The 18,856-nt window shown below is 36.6% G+C and carries 16 protein-coding genes and 1 tRNA gene; 12 read left to right on the top strand and 5 right to left on the bottom strand.

The window, feature by feature from the left end; all coding sequences use genetic code 11:
* On the bottom strand, nt 1-210 hold a 210-nt coding region (locus CRT24_RS06705; RefSeq protein WP_144034517.1), incomplete at its 3' end, for a DUF4372 domain-containing protein.
* A 240-nt stretch (nt 211-450) separates the two neighbouring features.
* Between CRT24_RS06705 and CRT24_RS06700 the strand changes: the two genes are divergently transcribed.
* The 3 genes from CRT24_RS06700 (at nt 451) to CRT24_RS06690 (ending at nt 1,866) form a co-directional block, all read left to right on the top strand.
* Entirely contained in the window at nt 451-1,122 is a 672-nt protein-coding gene (locus tag CRT24_RS06700) for a DUF4595 domain-containing protein (RefSeq protein ID WP_180269078.1), read from the top strand.
* Between the two features lie 233 nt (nt 1,123-1,355).
* Nucleotides 1,356-1,592: a hypothetical protein gene (locus CRT24_RS06695; RefSeq protein ID WP_099370466.1), complete on the top strand. Its 237-nt coding sequence runs from the start codon at nt 1,356-1,358 to the stop codon at nt 1,590-1,592.
* A 49-nt stretch (nt 1,593-1,641) separates the two neighbouring features.
* The gene (locus CRT24_RS06690) at nt 1,642-1,866 is read left to right on the top strand and encodes a hypothetical protein (protein ID WP_099370465.1); all 225 of its coding nucleotides are present in this window, start codon (nt 1,642-1,644) and stop codon (nt 1,864-1,866) included.
* A 1,063-nt stretch (nt 1,867-2,929) separates the two neighbouring features.
* Here CRT24_RS06690 and CRT24_RS06685 read toward each other — a convergent pair.
* Nucleotides 2,930-3,003, bottom strand: a tRNA-His gene (locus tag CRT24_RS06685).
* 161 nt (nt 3,004-3,164) lie between these two features.
* The gene (locus CRT24_RS06680; RefSeq protein WP_099370464.1) at nt 3,165-4,727 is read right to left on the bottom strand and encodes a serine hydrolase; all 1,563 of its coding nucleotides are present in this window, start codon (nt 4,725-4,727) and stop codon (nt 3,165-3,167) included.
* Between the two features lie 795 nt (nt 4,728-5,522).
* Here CRT24_RS06680 and CRT24_RS21215 point away from each other — a divergent pair.
* Both CRT24_RS21215 and CRT24_RS06670 read left to right on the top strand, forming a co-directional pair.
* Nucleotides 5,523-5,687 (top strand): four-helix bundle copper-binding protein, encoded by a 165-nt coding sequence (locus tag CRT24_RS21215; protein ID WP_257213983.1) that lies wholly within the window; start codon nt 5,523-5,525, stop codon nt 5,685-5,687.
* A gap of 174 nt (nt 5,688-5,861) precedes the next feature.
* The gene (locus tag CRT24_RS06670; RefSeq protein WP_099370462.1) at nt 5,862-6,281 is read left to right on the top strand and encodes a hypothetical protein; all 420 of its coding nucleotides are present in this window, start codon (nt 5,862-5,864) and stop codon (nt 6,279-6,281) included.
* Here CRT24_RS06670 and CRT24_RS06665 read toward each other — a convergent pair.
* Nucleotides 6,278-7,753: a PLP-dependent aminotransferase family protein gene (locus tag CRT24_RS06665; protein WP_099370461.1), complete on the bottom strand. Its 1,476-nt coding sequence runs from the start codon at nt 7,751-7,753 to the stop codon at nt 6,278-6,280. The two genes, CRT24_RS06670 and CRT24_RS06665, sit on opposite strands and share 4 nt — an antisense overlap.
* Before the next feature lie 64 nt (nt 7,754-7,817).
* Between CRT24_RS06665 and CRT24_RS06660 the strand changes: the two genes are divergently transcribed.
* The 5 genes from CRT24_RS06660 to bioA are packed head-to-tail and all read left to right on the top strand — an operon-like array spanning nt 7,818 to nt 12,403.
* Nucleotides 7,818-8,450, top strand: coding sequence for a hypothetical protein (locus tag CRT24_RS06660; RefSeq protein WP_099370460.1), 633 nt, complete (start codon nt 7,818-7,820; stop codon nt 8,448-8,450).
* On the top strand, nt 8,422-9,537 hold the full coding sequence (locus CRT24_RS06655) for a pyridoxal phosphate-dependent aminotransferase family protein (RefSeq protein ID WP_099370459.1): 1,116 nt from the start codon (nt 8,422-8,424) through the stop codon (nt 9,535-9,537). The genes CRT24_RS06660 and CRT24_RS06655 overlap by 29 nt, the downstream gene beginning before the upstream one ends.
* Nucleotides 9,530-10,153, top strand: a complete 624-nt coding sequence (gene bioD / locus CRT24_RS06650; RefSeq protein WP_099370458.1) for a dethiobiotin synthase — start codon at nt 9,530-9,532, stop codon at nt 10,151-10,153. Before CRT24_RS06655 ends, bioD begins: the two co-directional genes overlap by 8 nt.
* Nucleotides 10,140-11,147, top strand: coding sequence for a biotin synthase BioB (gene bioB / locus CRT24_RS06645; protein WP_197734108.1), 1,008 nt, complete (start codon nt 10,140-10,142; stop codon nt 11,145-11,147). Before bioD ends, bioB begins: the two co-directional genes overlap by 14 nt.
* On the top strand, nt 11,129-12,403 hold the full coding sequence (gene bioA / locus CRT24_RS06640; protein WP_099370457.1) for an adenosylmethionine--8-amino-7-oxononanoate transaminase: 1,275 nt from the start codon (nt 11,129-11,131) through the stop codon (nt 12,401-12,403). The genes bioB and bioA overlap by 19 nt, the downstream gene beginning before the upstream one ends.
* Nucleotides 12,404-12,485: 82 nt before the next feature.
* Here the strand turns inward: bioA and CRT24_RS06635 are convergent, their stop codons facing one another.
* Complete coding sequence (locus tag CRT24_RS06635) at nt 12,486-13,391, bottom strand: SH3 domain-containing protein (protein WP_099370456.1); 906 nt, start codon at nt 13,389-13,391, stop codon at nt 12,486-12,488.
* A gap of 380 nt (nt 13,392-13,771) precedes the next feature.
* Between CRT24_RS06635 and CRT24_RS06630 the strand changes: the two genes are divergently transcribed.
* Nucleotides 13,772-16,948: a SusC/RagA family TonB-linked outer membrane protein gene (locus CRT24_RS06630; protein WP_099370455.1), complete on the top strand. Its 3,177-nt coding sequence runs from the start codon at nt 13,772-13,774 to the stop codon at nt 16,946-16,948.
* Between the two features lie 10 nt (nt 16,949-16,958).
* Nucleotides 16,959-18,497, top strand: a complete 1,539-nt coding sequence (locus CRT24_RS06625; protein ID WP_099370469.1) for a SusD/RagB family nutrient-binding outer membrane lipoprotein — start codon at nt 16,959-16,961, stop codon at nt 18,495-18,497.
* Nucleotides 18,498-18,856: the final 359 nt, after the last annotated feature.

Raw genomic sequence — 18,856 nt, 5'->3', positions numbered from 1 at the left:
GTTCATGTTGCCAGTAGTGCTGCGGAGTCCATTAGAAATGTCACGAACCGAATCTGCCGAAGAGAGATGGCAGAATAGCATGCTCACAAAATGCGTCCAACTGTTGATGCCCTTGTGATGTTTGTCAGATTGATGTTCGTGAACCAATTTTTTGAAAATGTTCCGATCTACGAGTCCCAAAATCTGAGAGAATACGTTTATATTTACCATGGCGATGGATCAATTTTGGCGAAATAAATATAGCATTCCCTGCTATATAAATCCACCGCCATTTTTTCCCTCGTTTAGGACGCTACTGACATTTGGCATTATAGTTTCTTTTTTTAAGACTGCTTTTTTGTGGTAAAATTGTATTACTTTCGTACACGTTAACAGTTTAAACATTTTATGAAAAAAATATTATTAATTCTTCTTGGCCTAGGCATATTCTCAGGTTGCACCAAACATGAGTTGACTCTAATAGATAGCAATGATTGTAAAGTAATTGAAAGAAGAGAAAATGAAACTTTAGACAATGGTAAAGAAGGAAAGATAGTACAACATTTCAAGTACGATAACTTAGAAAGAATTTCTAAAGTTGAAACGATAACTGAGGATAAAACTTTAGTGACCACTTATAGTTATTCTGAAAATCAAATCAATGTTGCTGCACCAGGATTAAAAATAGTATATAATCTTAACAAAGATAAATTGATCGAAAGTGCTGTAGTAAATGAAGTCAAAAAGCTTCAATTTGTTTATAATTCCAACAAGCAATTAGTTTCGGCTCACAATCTCACCAATAACCGTAAATTCAACCTTGAGTATATTGAAGGTAACCTTACAAAAGCATCCGTTAATGAAACGAGGTATTCCTTTAAATATGATGAGTATATCGATTTCCCATCTTTTGGAACAATTTCAATAGAGCCATTTAATGAAATGTTCAGTGAAAATGGTCTTGAAACAGCTCATGTTTTGTATACCTCTGGCTTTTTAGGAGAGAAAATAAAATATGCCATTTCTACTGTCATACAAATGGGATCAGATACAAAACTTGCATATGTACATACGAATCGTAAAGCAACGAATTATATCATTGGTAACAACAAGTCTATTGAACTGCTATACAAATGTAAGTAGTAAATGAATGTCGATTTTGCAAACAATTAAATAATAATAGATTAGGTTTAACCTGGAGAGAGAGTCGTGAGATTCTCTCTTTTTTTGTTTTTCTCTTTCACTTACCGAATACAGATACTTGTTTGTTTCAAAATAAAATGAATTATTAGTTAACTTTGACCACACAACAACTAACTAGTAATAAATTTTATTCCAAAAGGTATAAATAGGGATACTATTTCAAAAATTTTATCATGAATTCCACAGTGTTTATAAAAGCAGGTAATCAATCAAAGTATATCGTTAGAACATCCGAATTTGGGCCATTTTTGGTTTCAGTAGTTGAGGATAGGATTTTGAGGATAAGTGGTGAGAATTTATTTCAAGCCATAATTGAATCCTTGATCAATTTAAGAGGAGTAGACCATAATTTAATAGTCTTGAAGGAATTTGAGGACTGGAAAGAGGGGATGAGCTGGTTGATGGAATAACAATCAACAGGAATTAGAAATGCTAACCATAACCTTTCAATTATAAAAAATGCAGACTGCATTAAAAATATATGGACAATGTTATCTCGTCATTACGACGAAGACGAAACATTTGGTATATGTTTCAGTGTTTAAGACTGACCAAAATTTTGTTGGCACCAAGTTGCTCGAGCGTGGAGTGGTCTATAAAAGTGAAGAGAAATTTCATTTAGGACTGCGAAGGAATGCCATAAAAAAGAATCATTTTATAAAGGAGAAATCTACGGAGATTTAATTTTATTTACAGTTGTTTTAAAAGAGCCCTAAGCTTATTCTTTAAAAATAATGCTTAGGGCGAAAACCCCTGTGTCAGCAGAGTATAGTAGTGTGAATTGGGCTTTGTGAAGTTTTCCAGAACTGTACATATTGATTTTGTCGCTTAATTGAGCTCTATTAGGGTGCTATTTATAAAATTATTTAAGAGCTGCATGGCATCTTGAATTGGAAGCTTTTGTTTATTCTCTAAATTTTAGTAGTAAACTGAAGAGTTAAAGTAATTGGGATCCATTAACAATAATTGGTTCTGAAAGGGACTTGATTTTTTTACAAATGGAAATGTAGGATCTTAAAAATAGGAAGAGTGGATCTTTAGTATCAATCTGATTTGATTATCCTTTGGATTTATACTTTTACCTGAAATAATAGTTTCCAAAATCTTTCAATTAATGAGTTAAATGAAATCAAGGTCCTATAATTCTATTAAATTTCTTTGTTAACTTAATTGGTTATCCTGAAATAATAAATTTTATATTTTACTTAAGATAATTCAATATATTTTAAATTAACAATTGTTATCCCAAGGTAAATATTTTTAATTAAAATATAAAACAATTTGTAAAATAATTTTAATAAAAATTTAATTGAAAATAATGGTTCTTAGAATGTCGATTCATTTGGAGATGTTAATCAGTTTGTTCTTGGTGGATTCATTCGTGAGTTTCCAAAATTCTTCATTATCCTCCGAACAGGTTAGTATCTAACTCAGTGTCGAAATTAGTACTCGTGCGTCACTTATCAATAATTGATTTTAAGATTTGGATTTTCGATATTAGCCAAAAAAAGTGCGTCAGTGAGTCAGCAAAAAATGAGTCAGTTTTGAGCCGTAAAAGCGGTTTCTAGGTTTATTGCCTCTGTGGGCGTTTTAAAAGTGCGTCAGTTTTAGAGACAAATTTGGAAGGATTTGAAGGAGTGTTTCACAGGGAGTGTTTTTTTACCCGGGTCAATAATCGCCATCTAAGGCTGTTTGAGACCATTTTTTCGGCACAAAAAAAGGAGGTCATTTTGACCTCCTTTAACCGGGTAAGTAATGGGGCTCGAACCCACGACCCCTAGAACCACAATCTAGTGCTCTAACCAACTGAGCTATACCTACCGTGATTTTGTGATACAAAAGTATAACTATTCTAGTTATACTCCAAATATTTTTGATGTATTAGAGGCTTTAATTAGCGAAAAAGCTCATTTCTAACAAGATATTTTTATACGTTAACGGAAAAGCGTGGTTTCTGCCTGCAAATTACGTTCACCACAAGGTTATTCCTCTTGCTCTTTTACTCTTTTCAGGTCCAAATCATGGAAATCAAAAGAAAAATCCGTCAACGGGGATACAGCTTTCATTTTGATACTATTTGCTTTTCCTTGTTCATCCAAACTGAAGTTTACATAAGAGTCTGCATTCATGCTTCGGTCATTCCAGGCAGCGACAAATGTATTGCCCTCTAAATAATGCATCTTGCCCTGCAGCTGCGGTGATCTCGCAGATTTAAAATATAATTGCCCATTTCTTTCCATTACCTCAATTTCGCCAAACCATGGATCTTTATATTTCCCCAAGTATGGAGAGAAGTCCATTTTTTGCTTTTGCTTTTTGATTTTTGCCCAAACCTTGTCTGTAACCTCATCACCTTCTCCTTGGTTGGATTTTTCCATGGCGGTATATTCTTTCAGCCTGTCTGTTCCCTTGATTCCAAAATAAGAATCCTTGAGCTGATTGGTGATCGTGGTAAAAGCATACCCACTTTGTTGATTTGTCAATACGATTATTCCAATTTTCATCTCGGGGATCATCGTTACTTGTGTTACCATTCCACCCAGACCACCTGTGTGCTCGGCTACAAAATATCCTTTCTGATCGCTGAGAAAAAATCCTAGGCCATAACCAAAAAAATGAGTATTATAGGGTGTTGAGCCTTTTATAACAGTTTGTAGAGTCATCAATTCTCTCAAGGTCTTCTCGGATATGAGTTGTTTCTCCAAATTGTCGCTGTATTTTCCTTTGTTTAATATCATGGTTACCCATTTGCTCATATCTTCCACACTGCTATTTATGCCTCCCGCTGCATTTGTTGTTTCGCTGAGGCTCCTGGCGATAGTCTGCAATTTTCCATCTACTGGAACATGTGCGTCAATAATATTCTCCTTGGATTTCAATCTGCTCAATGATGCAGCAGAGTTGGTCATGGCCAAAACATTCATGATTTTTTGTTCAATAAATTCTTCCCAAGACATTCCTGAGGCTCTCTTCAAAACCTCGCCAGCAACAATGTACAGTAAGTTGTCATAGTCAAATTTTGTTCTAAAGCTGGAAACGGGCTTTAGATACCTAAGATTATGGATTACTTCCTCCGTACTGAAATTGGCTGAATCCGGCCAAAACATCAGATCTCCAGCGCCCAATCCAAGTCCTGATCGGTGAGTCAACAAGTCGCGAACAGTAAATTCTGATGTAACATAAGGGTCATACATCCTGAACTCAGGTATGAAATCAACGACTTTACTATCCCATTTTAACTTTCCTTCATCCACCAACATACCTAGAGCAAAAGAAGTGAATGCTTTGCTATTAGAAGCAATGGCAAATGCAGTGTTTGAATCAACAGGTTTTTTTGTGTTGATTGATCTTATTCCATAACCTTTTGAATGGATTACTTTTCCATCTTTTATAATTCCAACTGCAATTCCAGGAACATTAAATGCTGTCATTGTTTTTTGAACCAAATCGTCAATTTCTTTTGTGGTAGGATCTTGAGCAAAGGTCGTAAGAGCAATTCCTATCGCTAAAAACAATGAAATTATTTCTTTATAGTGCTTATTCATAATGGATTAATATTGGGTAATTACAATATAAATGTAATGGAAAAAATTTATTTATGGAGAAGTCGATTTGTCTTCGTTCGGAATTCTTTCTACTTGGACAGGTAGGGGACTTGTTCCACTCTCCGTCCTCTTTCGTTCGGACCTCGTTCGGACCTTGTTCGGATGTTTTCCGAACAAGGTCCGAATGAGGTCCGAAGAAGGTGCGAAGAAAAGACGAATGAGAGTGGAACGAGAGTTGGATATGACAATGAGATATGACAATGAGATATGAGATATGAGATATGAGATATGAGATATGAGATGTGAGATATGAGATGTGAGAAATGAATTCTCTTCAAAAAAAATAGGAAAAAAGTTAATGGCATTGATTTATTTTTAAATCTTAAAAGTTTCTTGATGGTTATTTAATTTAAAAAATTTGTTTAAACTTTTAATGTGTGTTCTAATTCTTGGAAAAAGTTTGTTATGATATGTAATTTTGTTAATACAAAAACCAATTATTTTTAAAATTTAAATAAAGTTCGCACGATTTACTCTTCTATTTGTTATTTTAATAGTGAATCACGAAAAGCCGTTTTTTCACTTTATTGTTTAACCATTAATAGAAAGGAGAATCTGATGAATCAAGACTCATTAGTAAAGGCATGTATTGATGAAACCCAGAAATGTGCAGTTGCATGTTTGGAATGTGCACAGGCATGTTTAAACGAAAAAGATTTAGAGATGCTACGCGAATGTATCAAGACCGATTTAGAATGCGCAGCCATTTGCGAGGCGACGTCTAAACTTTTAATCATGGATAGTAGCTCCAGTAAAGAACTTGTTAAAATATGCTTATCCATTTGTGAAGCATGTGCTGCTGAATGCGAGAAACATGCTGAACATGGAATGGAGCATTGTAGAAAATGTGCTGAAGCGTGTAGAAAATGTGCCGATGCTTGTAGGAAATTAGTCGCTTAAAACTGTTTTCAACATATTTTCAAGAGTTAGTATTATATTTAATAATTAATTAATATTGATGTTACTAACTCTTTTTAACCTAATTATTATATTAAGCCAATTATAAATAAATAATTATTCCTTAGTTTTGGTTAATTATTGATTAATATCGTGAATGTCGTAAATTGTGAAATTATGATTACTAAGAACATACTAGTTGATTCTGCCTTAATTGGAACTGTCCACTTTTATGCCTATGTATTCAATACTGATGATGGTGTTATAGGTTTTGGATTATTTCCCAATGATGGGGCACGTCCCATTTGTTATCTTTTGAATAGACAAGGAAATAAAGTTACGCTTCATTTTGATGAAGACATTATTTTATATATCTGTCAGCAAAGCCGGTTCTCCACTATGGAGAAAAGGACGCTCTTTAAAGAATTTCTTGATTATGCCACCAAAATGGAAAAGAAAGCTGCACGTTTGGTATTTAGGGATGTCAAGGTAAACTTTTTAGCTGATTCAAGAGAAATGGTCAAATATAAGAGATTGTATATTCACTATACTGACCAATTTTCTTCCTCTAAAAATAGTACATTATTTGCCTATTAAGCCTGTATTTGTTCTGCTGATAATTTAAGAATCTTTATTATTTTTTCTATCTCCATTTGATTTAGATTACCAAAGCCAATTCGCATGGCCTGTATGTTCTTGTGTTGGTAAAGTAAGGTTTTTGGTATAAAGAGGTTGTTTCTTGCTGCTTGTTGACTCAAGCGGAAGAGGTTTATCTTATTGCGCCAGCGAATCCAAAATGCTAAACCTCCATTTGGTATTTGGAAATCGATCACGTTGCCCAGTTCTTTGCTCAGCTGAACAGCCATAAAGTCTCTTCTTTCTTTGTATACCTTCAATGATTTTTTCAAATGCCTGTGAATTGCGCCTTCTTCGATCATTTCTCCTAAGGCTTGTTCCATTAAAACATCTCCTTGTCGATCTATTATTCCCAATAATTTTCTCATTTCAATCATGAGGTTTTCAGGAGCGACTATAAAACCTGTGCGGAACCCTGGAGCTAAAGATTTGCCGAATGAACCTACATAAATTACCATTCCATGCCGGTCAGCAGTCGCCAATGGGAGCAAGGGTTGTTTGTCAAATTGAAAGTCATAATCATGGTCATCTTCTACGATAACAAATCCGTATCGCTGTGCTAATTGCAAAAGACGCATTCGTTTTTGTGCACTCAGGCTAACGGTAGTTGGATAATGTTGCTGGGCGGTGATGTAGACCATTCGGATGGGTCTTGATTTGCAGAGCATTTCCAAGGCATCAAGGTCAATGCCATCATCTTCAATAGGTACTGTGAGAATTTTACTTCCTGATTTTTGGAAAATCATATTTGCAGCGAAATAACTCAGGTCAGCCACAACAACATATTCCTTATCTGAAAGCAAAATCTCCGAGATTATAAAGAGACTCATCTCAATGCTTCTGCTGATGAGGAGGTTGTTTTTGTTGATTTTGAGTGCCCTTGATCCATGTAGATAATCTACCATCTGCTCTTTGAAAAATTCCGATCCTTCTTGGTTGTAATACCCCATTTTTGACCTATTGCTCTTTCTTCTCACATTGGTCCTATAGAATCTGGAATGGTCTTCAATTTGCGTCAGCCTAATATCAGGTGAGCCATCATTCAGGATATATTCGCAATCGGTATGTTCAAAAGGGCTGTCTAAAAGAATTGATTTCTTGAATTCATACCCGGTTTTAATAGGGTAGGACGAATTTGAAGTTTCCAGGTTTTTTAAGCTCGGTAATTCGGATGTAACGTATGTTCCTTTATTGGGTTTTACTTCAACCCACCCTTGAGCAAATAGTTCCTCGTATGCTGCAGTAATGGTGTTTCTGTGTACATGTAGCAATTCTCCTAAAGCTCTGCTTCCCAGTAGTTTTGTTCCGGGGGAAAGATTTCCCTTCGAAATGGCTTGAACAAATTGATTAACTATCTGAAGATAGATAGGCGATGTATTTTCCCTGTCTATTTCAATAAAACTTTTAAATGGTATTTCAACCGGACTATTCATATTCTTCAATCTGGCACCCTTGTACCTACCGGCAAGGTAGTATTTTTGGACGAAAGTAGAAAAGATGAAAACAATTTTAAATAAAATTGTAGCAGATCAAATAATACACTGCAAATGGCTAAACACTTTATCCTTTATGGAGAATGCTGGTGCAAGAAAGATTTCAGCATGCGAGGACAAGGTGAAAACAGGCATAATACAATTGAAGCATGCCGCCGAGGAACATCGTCATGCATATTATCTCAAGAAACAAATTGCTAAACTGGACTGTTCTGGATTTGACTATTATGAACCTTCCAGTTTGATAGGAGGTCAATCCTCTCAACAATATTTACATCGACTAGATGTAAAAACATCCCGATATATAAAGGAACATTTCAATCTTTATGGACAGGAACTCAAGTATGCAGCGTATTTATTTGTTACCTACGCAATTGAAGTGAGAGCAGATGAATTGTATCCTATTTATCAAGATGTATTAACTGAGCATGCTTCAAAGGTAGTTGTAAAATCTATTATTCTGGAAGAAGAAGGTCATTTGGAGGAGATGATTAATCAATTGAATGATTTTGATCCATCATGGGAAAAGCATGCCAAAGAAATACTTTTAATAGAATCAGAATTATTTGATAATTGGCTGATTTCAATCGCCAAAGAACTTGGATTCAATGAATATTCTGCAATCCCGGCTTCGTGATAAATTAAATAAAAGGCAGGAGGAAGGACGATTAAGGCAATTGCAGAAAGAAAGGGATGGGATTGATATCTATTCAAATGATTATTTAGGATTTGCCAAGAACAAGGAGTTAAATTCTAGAATACTCAATTTGCTTAATGGCCATGCGGAGTCCATTCAAGGATCCACGGGCTCAAGATTGATTTCAGGCAACTCAGATTTTACGATGGAGGTTGAAGGCTTTATTGCTGCAAAACACCAGGTTGAATCATCGTTGTTATTTCCTTCAGGATATCTTGCCAACCAAACTCTTTTTTCTATTCTTCCCGCCAAGAATGATACGATAATTCTGGATGAAAAGGTACATAGGTCAGTATATGATGGCTGTAGGTTGTCGCTTTCAAATCGGTGGAAATTCAGGCACAATGATTTGAACCATTTAGAAGATCTATTGAAAAAAAGCAACGGGCAGGTTTGGGTTGGGGTTGAAAGTCTATATTCGATGGATGGTGACTTTGCTCCACTTCCTGAAATCGCGGCACTCTGTGAAAAATTCGCGGCAGCATTGATTGTAGATGAGGCACATGCGATCGGAACCTTTGGGCTAGGATTTGTGAATATGTTTGGCTTACAAAAACAGGTGTTTGCAACCCTAGTTACTTATGGAAAAGCAATGGGTCAGTCTGGAGCAGCTGTTTTAGGTTCAAAAGTCCTAATAGATTACTTGATCAATTATGCGCCAGGATTTATATACAGTACAGGTATGCCAGATTTTCAAGCCATTTGTGTTCAAGAATCATATCATTTCCTTGATGAAAACGGCCTAATAGTTAATAAATTACAAGGTAATATTAAAAGGTTTGGTCGTGCGATGGGTTTATCTATGGAATCCTTTCAAAGTCCGATATTTCCTATTCGATTTAAAGATGTTGGCATCATGGAAAAAGCACTAAGGGACTTAACAAATAATGGTTTTTTAAGTTGTGGTATTAAAACACCTACCGTACCTAAGGGTGAAGAAATGATACGTGTATGTGTTCATTCTTTTAATTCGGAAAAGGAAATTGATTTATTGCCTGATATTTTAAAAAGTTATATGAATGAGTAGGAGATATTTTGTGACGGGCATTGGCACGTCAGTAGGCAAAACCATTGCTTGTGCTGCCCTGGTCAAGCTGTGGGATGCGGCATATTGGAAACCAATTCAATCTGGTGATTTGGAAAGCAGTGACAGCTTGATGATGAGTTCTCTGCTAAATAATCAAGTATTGATATATCCTGAAAGATATAAATTAAATACTGCGGCATCTCCGCATTATTCTGCTGAAATAGATGAGGTGTCAATAGAGTTGAACGATTTTAAATTGCCTGATGATATCGGAAATCTAATTGTTGAGGGAGCTGGGGGAATGTTCGTTCCGATAAATGACAAAGAATTTATCATTGATTTAGCGGAGCATTTAGATCTCCCTATTATCCTCGTATGTTCTGATTACCTAGGTAGCATAAATCATAGTTTATTATCCTTTCATAGTTTAGAAGAGCGAGGTGTTGCTGTTGAATACATTTTTTTGAACGGGAGTTTCAAAGAATCAACTAAACGAATTTTAATTAAAAATAAACCAAAGGGAAGTAAAGTTATTGAATTCCCGGAGTTAGAGGACATAAGTTCAAATGGCTTGGAGAAGGCCATGAAAAATTTGAAAATACATGATGGAAATTAAAGACAAGAAAGCATTAAGGCACGACTGGACAAAAGAAGAGCTTTTGGAAATTTACAATAAGCCATTATTGGAATTGGTTTATATGGCGGCAAGCGTTCATCGAGAATGGCACAATCCGGAGGAGGTTCAAATTTCGACCTTATTGTCTGTCAAGACTGGTGGCTGTCCGGAAGATTGTTCTTATTGTGGGCAGGCTGCTCGGTATCATACAGATATTAAGGTTCAGGCCTTATTACCTACTGAAACTGTTTTGGCACATGCTCAAAAAGCTAAAGACAGTGGTTCTTCAAGGTTCTGTATGGCGGCAGCTTGGCGTGAAGTCCGCGATAACCGAGATTTTGACCGTATTATAGAAATGGTGAAAGGTGTGAACGAGATGGGTTTGGAAGTTTGCTGTACTTTGGGGATGCTCACTGAAAGTCAAGCGCAGCGACTGCAAGAAGCAGGGTTATATGCCTATAACCATAATTTAGATACTTCGGAGGAATTTTATGATGAGATCATTTCAACACGCAGATTTGATAATAGGATAGAAACCATAAAAAATGTACGCAAGGCTGGGATAACGGTATGTTCTGGGGGTATAATAGGGCTAGGCGAGAAGCCTGAGGACCGGATATCTATGTTGCGGACTTTGGCAAATATGGAGAAGCACCCAGAATCTGTCCCTATTAATGCCTTGGCGCGGGTTGCAGGTACACCTTTAGAGTTTTTGCCTAAGGTTGATGTTTGGGAGATGGTGAGGATGATTGCTACGGCAAGAATAGTTCTTCCGTCTTCAATGGTTCGTCTGAGTGCTGGAAGAATTGAAATGAGTGAGGTCGAACAGGCTTGGTGTTTTATGGCAGGTGCCAATTCAATTTTTACGGGTGAGCGAGAGACCTTGTTGGTTACTCCAAATCCAGGAGTGGATGAAGATATGTCGATGTTGAGTAATTTGGGTTTGAGGCCGATGGTTGTTAAGCGGGAGGCATTTTGCAACAGCAGCTTATAGATCGGGATTTAGCGGTCAATTGGCATCCTTATTCACAGATGAAAACAAGTAATCATCTCCCGATTGCTAGAGGAGAGGGTGCTAATCTGTATGATTATCAAGGAAATCGGTATCTAGATATGGTAAGTTCTTGGTGGGTTACCATTCATGGGCATGCAAATTCGTATATTGCGTCTAAAGTTTATGAGCAGCTAAGCACTTTAGAGCAAGTTATTTTTGCTGGTTTCACACATCTACCTGCGATTACCTTGTCAGAGCGTTTACTTCAGCTTTTGCCATTGAATCAAAAGAAGGTATTTTTTACCGATAATGGATCCACCGCCGTAGAGGTTGCCTTGAAAATGTGTATTCAGTTTGCATACAACAATGGAGTTCAGAAGACCAAAATCATAGCTTTTAAGAATGGTTACCACGGGGATACTTTTGGGGCCATGTCGGTTAGTGAGCGTGGACAGTGGACAGCACCATTTGCTGATTTGTTATTTGAGGTAATATTTATTGATGCTCCCACCGCAGAGAATCTTGAATCTATTAAAAAGATAGTTCAGGAACACGCCGAACAAACGGCTTGCTTTATCTATGAACCGTTGGTTCAAGGCGCTGGCGGAATGTTAATGCATCGTGCAGAGGATTTATCTGAACTCATGTCGTTCTGCAAATCAAAGGGGATTTTATTGATTCAAGATGAAATCTTTGTTGGGTTTGGAAGAACAGGGACCTTGTTTGCTGCCGATCAACTGGAGGAAAAACCTGATGTTATGTGTTTTTCAAAAGGGTTGACGGGTGGTACGATGCCATTAGGAATAACGACCTGTACAGAGGAAATTTATCAGGCTTTTTATTCGGATGAAAAAAGGAAGGCATTGTTTCATGGGCATTCATTTACAGCCAGTCCTATCGCCTGTGCAGCATCATTAGCAAGTTTGGATTTATTGCTGCAGGATGATTGCCGGTCAAATATCGAAAGAATTTGCAAGAGTCATGCAGCATTTGCGAAAAGATTGATGAAGTCAGAAAAGGTCAAAAATGTAAGACAAACAGGGACTATTTTAGCTTTTGATTGGGTCACTGAAAATGAAACCTCATATTTTAATCAGATTCAGGAAAAGCTCTTTATTGTGTTTATAAAGAAGGGGATCATTTTAAGGCCAATGGGGAATGTACTGTATTTGCTTCCACCGTATTGTATTCAACAAGAAGATTTGGACTATACCTACGAAACGATTTTGGAGGTATTGAACAACAACAATATTTAAGAAACTATTTTGATAATAGTAGTGTGACTAAAATGGCTTACCAGAGAAATTTGGTAAGCCTATTTTATTACATCTTGCAATCTTAATTTTCTAATTCCTTTACCATTGTTTTTGCATATTCTTTACCATCCCATTTGTAAGTTTCTTCCTTTTTTTTGACGGTATATTTCAGTTCAGCATCTGGGTCTGTTTCTTCATATTCTTGGGCTTCGCCTTCTTCACAGATTTTTAGGATAATATCTTTGCCGAGTTTATGTTTATTAGGTAGGAGCAATTCTTCGGAATAATAGAATACTCCCGCATCAGAAACTGCTATAGTTTTAGGTAGGGTAGTGAAGGTCGAACCGTCCCATGATAGGGCGTTCTGTTCGGAAGAGATTCCGCAAGCTTCTCCATGGAAATTCACAGAGAAAATGTTTTTTGAATTGGGAATACCGCTGTCTTTAGTTAAGGATGCCGTAGTATAGGATTGTCCTCCAGGATAATAGGGGAAACTTTTACTATTGATAAGATTGTTGTTTTTATCTAACATTTTAGCCTCTACCCAATAATATTCATTTTCCAATTCATTAGATTTCCAAGAGAAACCATAACAGAATGTATTTCCAGATTTTTGGTCAATTATTTTATCTAATGTTAGCAGACCCAACCAGATGTAACCGGATTTTTTTTGGTTGTTGGAGCTGTATTCTATTTTAAGCCACGGTAAATACATTCCTCGGAGGGATGTAGGATTTAGTCCTTGTTCTTCAATAAATTTGACTTTAGTCCCCAAAGGAATAGAATCAAGGAGATTGCTTTTGGATGTAGGTTCCTCCCGAACATACGCCATATTCACAAACACAAGCGCAATACTATCTTTTGAGGTATAGTATAAGTTATAATCATCATATACAACATAAGCTGCTGGTTCTTGTTCCTGAGCATTTATATCAATTGTTGTGAAGATAAATGCAAAAAATAACAACAGGTTTGGTACTATTCTCATCTTTAATATTATTTCTTAAAACAAATCTATTAAGAAAATCGTTGTAAAATATAGCTGAATTCAGGTATTATTTTAGATTTATATATTTTAAAAATTATTTTTTTGAAATTTAATTAATTTTTGTATATATTTAATAATCAATCAGATACTAACTATAAAACGCTTAAACCGAACAAAGTCTACTAAAAAAGTATAGATTTTTTCATAAATGTAGTCTACTAATTAGGTAGATTTTATATATTTGCACCAGATTTTCAAAAAAACATGAACGACAGAATAAAAAATCAAGCTATTCGAATGTGCATAGGAGATAGGTAAAAGGAATACTATCTCCAATAATCCGCTTTTCCAAATTTATTAATCCATTTCAAATTACTTTCATGAACAGAACGATATACTTTTATCTCGTAGGGCTCTTCTTTGCTTTGAGCATTGGAAATGTACATGCCCAAAACATATTAAGGGGAAAGGTTTTAGATGAGCTTAACCAAGCTGTATCTGGAGCCACAATACTAGAGAAATCCACTCAAAAACAGACTCTGACCAATCAAGACGGAGAGTTTAGTTTAGACTCCCCAAATCCGACAGCACAAATTACAGTAAGATTTTTAGGTTATCAAGACCAGACTGTAAGTGTGAATTCCACTGAATCCAAAACAATTATTTTAGTTCCTAGCAACGATGTTTTGGAAGAGGTTGTTGTAACAGCCTTAGGTATCTCGAGGGAAAAGAAAGCCCTTGGGTATGCGGTTCAGGAGGTTAAGTCGACAGAATTACAGACTCGTCCCACAAATGCGCTGGCAGCACTGTCAGGTAAAGTTGCAGGTCTGCAAGTTATTTCATCTGGTGGTAACATGGGTGGTTCTACACGTACTTTATTACGTGGTATCAATTCGATTGCAGGTAGTAACCAACCATTATATGTTGTGGATGGTACACCAATCGACAACTCCGATTTAAACTCTGCCGGTACGATCAACGGATCTGCAGGAAAAGACGTGGGTAACATGATCCAAGATTTAAATCCTGATGATATTGAAAATATTTCAGTATTGAAAGGTCCATCCGCTGCAGCACTTTATGGTTCGAGAGCGGCCAATGGGGTAATTCTTATTACGACTAAGCGCGCTGGCAAGGGCGAGAACGTGAGCATTGATGTAAATACAGGCTTAGAGTTTGAAAATATTGTACGATTGCCAAAACGCCAACACCTGTATGGTCAGGGATATTCACAGACCTTTCAGACAGTTAATATCGACGGTAAGGATTATAAAATCGTAGACTATGCATCGGACGAAAGCTGGGGCCCAAAATTGGATGGAACTCCGGTATTGCAATGGTACAATTTAAACCCTGAAGATGCCGCAGATTATTTGAATCCATCACCTTGGCTTTACCCAGAACACGATGTAACTTATTTCTTTAACACTGGTTTGGCAAATACCAACAATGTCGCTATTTCAGGCAATTCAGGACAGACCAATTATAGATTTTCTTATACAAACAAGAACGTAAAAGGTACAGTTCCAAATGCATCTCTAGGCAGAAATACATTGAATTTCTCTGGCGGCACGAAATTGGGAAAATTGAGTGTCAATACCAATATCAATTATATCCATAACAATTCTATTGGTAAACCATGGACAGGGGCTTCAAACCGTAATATCATTTTGGAAGCTTACCAATGGGGAGCTGTTCAGGTTGATTACAAGCGTTTGGAAAACTATAAAAGAGCAGATGGTACGCCATTGGCTTGGAACAGAACGGGTTGGCAAAATACACCAGCTGCTGAGGCAACAAGATTTATTGACAATCCATTTTGGTCGGCTTACGAAAGTTACTTAGAAGAAAAAAGAGATCGTTTTTACGGAAATGTAGGTGTTCAATATGAAGTTGCTGATTGGTTGAATGTAGGTGCAAAGGTACATGGTGATATCTACCAATTCAGTACGGAAGACCGTATTGCTGTTTATTCTAGAAGTGCATCTCAATATGAAGAAACTAGCAATAGATTGAACGAATATAACTATGAATTCTTAGCTACTGCGAAGAAAAATTGGGATAAGGTGTCTTTGGTTGCAAACGTTGGTGCTAACCTTAGAAATCAAAGCAGAAAGGTAGATTACGGAATCACACAAGGTGGATTGATTATTCCGAATTATTACAACCTAAAAAATGCTTCCAATGTAAAGATTGAAAACTTCAAATACAATCGCAGGATAGCTTCTGTTTATGCGAGTGCATCTTTGGGATACCATGATTATTTGTTCTTGGATGCTACTGTTCGTAATGATTGGTCATCCACATTGCCAACCAATGCTAATTCATTTATTTATCCATCTTTCACCGGTAGTTTTGTATTCTCTCAGGTTCCGGGCTTCCAAGCAGATTGGTTATCGTTTGGTAAGGTTAGACTTGGTTGGGCACAAGTAGGTAATGATACAGATCCTTATCAACTGTATAAAGCCTATGATGTTGAGCAATCATTTAATGGATTGTCATCAAACAAATTGCCATCGACCTTGAATAATTCAGAGTTAAAGCCTGAGATTACAAGTTCTTGGGAAACTGGTATTAATTTACAGTTTTTCAGAAATAGATTGGGCTTGGATGTAACATATTATAACAATGTTTCAAGAAACCAAATTCTTCCAATTCCGGTTTCATCAGCATTCGGTTATGAGGCTAAGGTCTTGAATGCTGGTCGAGTAGAAAATAAAGGTTTGGAAATTATCTTGAATGGTACTCCGATTCAAAACGACAATTTCGAATGGAATGCTAGCTTGAATTATTCAAGAAACAAAAATAAGGTATTGAAATTAGATGAGCTTGTAAATACCTTGACATTGAGTTCCTCATTGATCAATTTGGTGGCTCGTGAAGGTCAGCCTTATGGACAGTTATTGGGTTATGATTTTGTCTATGCTGATGGACAACGAGTTGTCAAAGAAGATGGGACTTATCTAAGAACTTCTCAATTGGTTCCTTTAGGTTCAGTATTGCCTGATTATCTTTTCGGATTCCAAAATAACTTCCGTTATAAGAACTTCAATTTTGGATTTTTGATCGATGGTCGAGTTGGAGGAAGTTTTTATTCCCAAACTTATAATGTAGGTATGTACTCAGGCATTTTGGATCGCACAGCAGAGAACAATGTTCGAGAAGATGGCTTGATCCTAGATGGCGTAAAAGCTGACGTAGTATTTAATCCAGACGGGACTTATACAACAAGCAATGTTCGTGAAAACGATACTCGCATTACAGCGCAGCAATGGGGAAGGAATGAATCGACAGGACCGACTACTTTCTCCATTTTCGACGGAACGTTTGTGAAACTTAGAGAGGTGACTTTGGGGTATAATATTCCATTGAATGATCCTAAAGTTGTAAAGGGTGTTAGGGTTTCAGCTTATGCTCGTAATGTTTGGAATATCTACACGAAGAGCAAATATATAGATCCAGAATTTGCAAACAGTAGTGGTAATGTTCAAGGTATTGAAGCAGGAAATATTCCTACTCCATTGACTTATGGATTTAATGTTAACCTTAAATTTTAAGCTAGTAACCATGAAAATTAAAAATATAATATATACTTCTTTGTTGGCATTGACCGTTGTCTCATGTTCCAAAGATACTTTTAATGAAATCAATACAGATCCTAATAGACCGGCCACAGTGCCAACTCCAAGTTTATTGTTGTCGGCAGAGCGTCAAGTGATGAATGCCTTGAGAAGTGAATCGATCAATTTCCGAGGGGCACAATTATTTGCTCAATATTTCAGTCAAAATATTTATACTGATCAATCAAGATATTTGATTTCAGCAGGTTACTCTGATGAATATTGGACTAATACCTATAAAGCATTGAACAACCTGAATGAGATTATCATTTTGAATGAGGATGAAAGCACAAAAATTCAGGCTCAAGCAAATGGCGCTGGTGCTAATAGCACCCAAATTGCAATTTCAAGGATTTTGAAATCATTTGCCTTTCATTCTTTAACGGATGTATTTGGTGATATTCCTTATGAGTCTTATGGCAATAAAGATGCAGACTTTGAAGCATTAAAAAGAAATCCAGATATACTTACACCGAAGTATGCTTCGCAGGAGAAGATTTACAAAGATATCCTGAATGAGTTGAAAAGCGCTGCTGATACCTTGGCGAAATATAAGTCTGGCATTACCTTCGGTAATTCGGATATTATTTACCAAGGAAAGAATGAAAAGTGGTTTAAATTTGCGAATTCCTTGCGTCTTAGACTTGCGAACAGGATTTTGAGTAAAAACCGAGCATTGGCAACTCAACATATTCAAGATGCTATTGAAAAAGGTGTGTTTACCTCAAATGATGATAATGCAGGCTATGTATATTCGACTGGTTCACCTTATGAAGCGCCTTTATTTAGAGCTACAGTTACAGCAAACAGAAAAGATTTTGCCGTTTCCAAAGTACTGGTCGATGTTCTGAAAGGTGAAAAGGGGCCATTCAAGTTTGCTGATCCTAGGTTAAGTAAATATGCAAAACCAAATAGCAAAAATGTCTATAAGGGACAACCTTATGGTTTGCCTTTAGCAGCTGGAAATTTATTCCCTATAGATAGTGTCTCTTTGCCTGGAGAAGTGATCAATAAAGCGAATGCAAATGAGGTTCTGCAGGAATATGCTGAAGTTGAATTCTTGATTTCAGAATTTAAGGGCTGGGAGCAAAATAGTTACGAAAAAGGTGTTAAGGCATCTTTGGAGCGTTGGGGAGCTTCAGCTGCTGAGGTTAGCACTTATTTGGGCAAATTGCCGGCTGCCAATAAGGAAAATGTGCTTTCGCAGAAATACCTGGCTCTCTATGGACAAGGAATTGAGTCATGGTCCGAAATCCGAAGAACGGGATATCCATTGTTCTTGGTGAAAAAAGGTGATGTAGTATGGAGTGGTACTATAGAAGGTAAGCCTGTTTCATATACTTTTGTTCCTGAGATTGGCAATGAGATTCCAAGTAGATTAGTCTATCCTTTGAAAGAACAGAGCACAAATAAAGCAAACTATCAATCGGCTTTGGGAAATCAAGGAGATGATGTTCAGTTTACGAAATTGTGGTGGAATAGGTAAATAGTTATGAGATGTGAGATGTGGGATGTGAGATAGTGGAAAGGAAATAGGTGTTAGACATTAGACATAAGACATAAGACATAAGACAATGCCCTGGCTTGTGGAGATACCGACCACGGCTTAATGCCCTGGTTGGTATCTTTAGCAACCAGCTATTTCTTGCCCTGGTTGGTGTCTTTAGCAACCATCATTAGCAAGTTTTTTATTTCTTAACTGCTATTATAGCATACAACATCGGTATTATACCTTGAAGTCCTTTTACTAAAGTGTGATGGGAAAGTTAGGAGAATATAGGATTTGTGATAGAAAATTTGATAGAGAGTGGAGGCTGAGGCCTCCATTTTTTTGGCTGGTGGAGA

The sequence above is a fragment of the Sphingobacterium sp. 1.A.5 genome, assembly GCF_002734235.1.
GTDB classification, from domain to species: domain Bacteria; phylum Bacteroidota; class Bacteroidia; order Sphingobacteriales; family Sphingobacteriaceae; genus Sphingobacterium; species Sphingobacterium daejeonense.
This window is presented reverse-complemented; position numbering and strand designations above follow the sequence as displayed.

What these genes read in the sequence shown, in the direction of transcription:
- CRT24_RS06695 (WP_099370466.1), top strand. Translation starts at nt 1,356, where the DNA reads ATGAATTCCACAGTGTTTATAAAAGCAGGTAATCAATCAAAGTATATC.
- CRT24_RS06690 (WP_099370465.1), top strand. Translation starts at nt 1,642, where the DNA reads ATGCAGACTGCATTAAAAATATATGGACAATGTTATCTCGTCATTACG.
- CRT24_RS06680 (WP_099370464.1), bottom strand. Translation starts at nt 4,727, where the DNA reads ATGAATAAGCACTATAAAGAAATAATTTCATTGTTTTTAGCGATAGGA.
- CRT24_RS21215 (WP_257213983.1), top strand. Translation starts at nt 5,523, where the DNA reads ATGGATAGTAGCTCCAGTAAAGAACTTGTTAAAATATGCTTATCCATT.
- CRT24_RS06670 (WP_099370462.1), top strand. Translation starts at nt 5,862, where the DNA reads ATGATTACTAAGAACATACTAGTTGATTCTGCCTTAATTGGAACTGTC.
- CRT24_RS06665 (WP_099370461.1), bottom strand. Translation starts at nt 7,753, where the DNA reads ATGAATAGTCCGGTTGAAATACCATTTAAAAGTTTTATTGAAATAGAC.
- CRT24_RS06660 (WP_099370460.1), top strand. Translation starts at nt 7,818, where the DNA reads ATGAAAACAATTTTAAATAAAATTGTAGCAGATCAAATAATACACTGC.
- CRT24_RS06655 (WP_099370459.1), top strand. Translation starts at nt 8,422, where the DNA reads ATGAATATTCTGCAATCCCGGCTTCGTGATAAATTAAATAAAAGGCAG.
- bioD (WP_099370458.1), top strand. Translation starts at nt 9,530, where the DNA reads ATGAGTAGGAGATATTTTGTGACGGGCATTGGCACGTCAGTAGGCAAA.
- bioB (WP_197734108.1), top strand. Translation starts at nt 10,140, where the DNA reads ATGATGGAAATTAAAGACAAGAAAGCATTAAGGCACGACTGGACAAAA.
- CRT24_RS06635 (WP_099370456.1), bottom strand. Translation starts at nt 13,391, where the DNA reads ATGAGAATAGTACCAAACCTGTTGTTATTTTTTGCATTTATCTTCACA.
- CRT24_RS06630 (WP_099370455.1), top strand. Translation starts at nt 13,772, where the DNA reads ATGAACAGAACGATATACTTTTATCTCGTAGGGCTCTTCTTTGCTTTG.
- CRT24_RS06625 (WP_099370469.1), top strand. Translation starts at nt 16,959, where the DNA reads ATGAAAATTAAAAATATAATATATACTTCTTTGTTGGCATTGACCGTT.